Source organism: Frankia tisae (assembly GCF_025403405.1).
Lineage (GTDB): Bacteria > Actinomycetota > Actinomycetes > Frankiales > Frankiaceae > Frankia > Frankia tisai.
Map to the genome: position 1 here is coordinate 1 of NZ_JANEZT010000612.1, position 2240 is coordinate 2240.

Annotated in this window: 3 protein-coding genes; 2 read left to right on the plus strand and 1 reads right to left on the minus strand. The window is 74.3% G+C overall.

Annotated elements, in window-relative coordinates; translation table 11 throughout:
• Positions 1–749: DUF5931 domain-containing protein (locus NBZ85_RS30485; RefSeq protein WP_261563357.1), on the minus strand; the 749-nt coding region annotated here is incomplete at its 3' end.
• Between the two features lie 114 nt (positions 750–863).
• On the opposite strand from NBZ85_RS30485, the gene NBZ85_RS30490 reads away from it, so the two are divergent.
• Positions 864–1160: a YiaA/YiaB family inner membrane protein gene (locus NBZ85_RS30490; protein ID WP_261563358.1), complete on the plus strand. Its 297-nt coding sequence runs from the start codon at positions 864–866 to the stop codon at positions 1158–1160.
• A gap of 116 nt (positions 1161–1276) precedes the next feature.
• Positions 1277–2110, plus strand: a complete 834-nt coding sequence (locus NBZ85_RS30495; RefSeq protein WP_261563359.1) for a cyclase family protein — start codon at positions 1277–1279, stop codon at positions 2108–2110.
• Positions 2111–2240: the final 130 nt, after the last annotated feature.

Here is a 2240-nt window from a genome sequence, read left to right on the forward strand (position 1 = left end):
CCCCCACCCGCCCACGCACCGCCGCCTGCTCTCGCACCGCCGCCGGCGGTGATCCGCGGGGCGGTGGGCGTGCGCAGCAGTTCCCGCAGCGCCGCCTCCTGCTCGGCGGCCAGCGCCGCCACCGCCGCGGCCGGCAGGCCCCGTGGCGCCTCCCGTGAGATCAACGCGAGCGCCTGCAGGACGCCGTCGTGCACCCGTCGGGCCAGCCGCTCCCGCTCGGCGTCGCCGGCCCGCGCGGCCAGCACGTCGGCGAGCGCCGCCTCCGCCACCAGCGCCGTGCGGCTGAGGTAGCCGACGATCGCCCCCGACAGCAGGAACAGCACGGCGGTGCCGATCGAGGAGTCGTTCACCACGCCGCGTTCGACGAACGTCGCGATCGACAGCAGCAGGCCGGCGACCAGGCCGCCGGCGGTGCCGCCCAGCAGCGCCGCGCCGAGGACACCACTGGCCGACCACAACCCGGGCAGGACGTGGCCGGAACGGGGGCCCACCGGCAGGGTCAGGACGACCATCGCCGCGCACAGCGCGACGTCCGCGGCGACGAGGCCGGTCAGCAGCCGGAGCCGGCGGCCGTCGACCGCGGGCGCGAGCACCGACATGACCAGCGACCAACCCGTCATCACGCCGAACAGCGTGAGGCCGAGCGCGGGTCGGTCGGCCTGCCCGAGGGTCTGGCCGACCAGGGCGACGGCGTAGGCGAGAGACACCCAGCGGTAGGCCGTCAGAGACCGCCACAGCGCGCCGCGCACGCCGGCCGGTCCTCGTGGGATCCCCACCGCACAAGTGTTACAGAAGGTGCACTCAGGACGGAATGAGTATCTGTACTCATGCCGGGACGCCGGGACGGCACGAGACTGATTCCCATGTCGAACCCACCTCCGCAAGCCAGGAGCACGACCGTCTTCTTCGTCCAGGCGGCTTTGTCGTTCGCCGTGTCGCTGGTCGCCGTCACGTACGCGATCGCCCGGCTGCCCGGCGACGCCTGGATGCGCGCCTTCCTCTGGCTCGGCCTGCTCTACGTCGTGACCTCGGCGTTCACCCTGGCCAAGTGCGTGCGCGACCAGCAGGAGGCGACCAGCGTCATCAACCGCGTCGACCAGGTCCGGCTGGAGCGGCTCATGGCGGAATACGACCCGCTCAAGACATCGGCCAATCGCTGAACCGCAGCCGGACACGGCAGCCGGACATGGCAGCCGGGGGCGCGGGGCGTGGACCGGGGGCAGGCTGGTGCCACGGCCCGCCGCGGGCGGGCGTCGCGCACCCACCGGAGGTCGCCGTGCCAGCCGTTCCCGTCGAAGGCGATGCGCAGCGCGCCGAACTGCTCGACCAGTCAGTACTGCTCGACCAGTCAGTACTGCTCGACCTGTCAGTGCCGATCGTCAGCGGCATGCCCGTGTACCCGGGGGATCCCGAGGTGGCGGTCACGCCCGCGCTGCGCGCACCCGCGGACGGGGTCAACGTGCAGCGCCTGCACCTGGGTTCGCAGTCGGGCACGCACATCGACGCGCCCTGGCACATCGACGACACGCTGCCCCGCCTCGACGAGCTGCCGCTGGAACGCTTCGCCGGCCCGGCGGTGCTGGTCGACGCCCGCGGGCAGGCAGCGCAGGGGGCGATCGGGCCCGATCTGCTCCCCGCGGGACTGCGTCCGGGCGACATCGTCCTCATCGTGACCGGCTGGTCGGACCGCTGGGGGCACCCCGACTACCTGCGCCACCCCTACCTGGCGCCCGCTACGGCCCGGGCGATCGTCGACGCCGGGGTGCGGACCGTGGGCATCGACGCGCTGAGCGTGGACCGCACCCCCGGCCCGGGCGAGGATTTCAGCCTCGCGGCGCACCGGGTGCTGTGCGGCGCCGGGGCGGTGATCGCCGAGAATCTCACCGGTCTGGCGAGGCTGCTGCAGGCTCGGACGCAGGGGCGGCCGATCGAGGTCTTCCTGTTCCCTCTTCCGCTCGCGGCAGCGGACGGCGCCCCGGTCCGCGCGGTGGCCCGGCTGGGCCCGACGGCCCCGAACCGGCGGGGCGCTCAGCTCCCCACGGCGTGGCGGCGCAGCAGCGGGTCCAGCTCGGCAGGGTCCTCGCCGGCGGGGTCGCCGCCCGCGGGCTGACGGGACGTCGGGCCGGCCACGGAACCCCCGGGCTGCGCCGCCTCAGGCGACGCGATCAGGCCACCGTGGGTGCCCGGCGGGTTGATCTGGACGCTGCCGACGACTAGTCGAGTGTAAATCTCGGGGGGCG